This window comes from Tritonibacter sp. SIMBA_163 (genome assembly GCF_046535935.1).
GTDB lineage: Bacteria > Pseudomonadota > Alphaproteobacteria > Rhodobacterales > Rhodobacteraceae > Epibacterium > Epibacterium scottomollicae.
In genome coordinates, this window is the sequence record NZ_JAWJBP010001561.1 from 1 (window position 1) to 229 (window position 229).

The following is a 229-nucleotide window of genomic DNA, read 5'->3' on the forward strand; positions in this document are numbered from 1 at the left end:
GGAGGGGGGGTCTGGCGGAGGGGCAGCGTTTGCGTGAGAAAGGAGCGCGGGGCACGGTGCTGGAGCAGGGTGAGCAGATTTGAGAAGTCGGGGCGGGGCTGCAGGTCACGCCCAACGGGGTTGCGGTGCTGCGGGCAATGGGGCTGGCGGATGATCCGGCCTGGTGCGCACAGCGGGCGCGTGCCGTGGTGCTGCGCCATCACCGAGAAGGCCGCGAGGTTTTGCGCCT

1 pseudogene is annotated in these 229 nt (G+C 70.3%); it reads left to right on the forward strand.

Annotated features, from left to right (window positions below):
- Positions 1-229 (forward strand): annotated as a pseudogene (locus R0J92_RS27520) (monooxygenase); the annotation flags it as partial.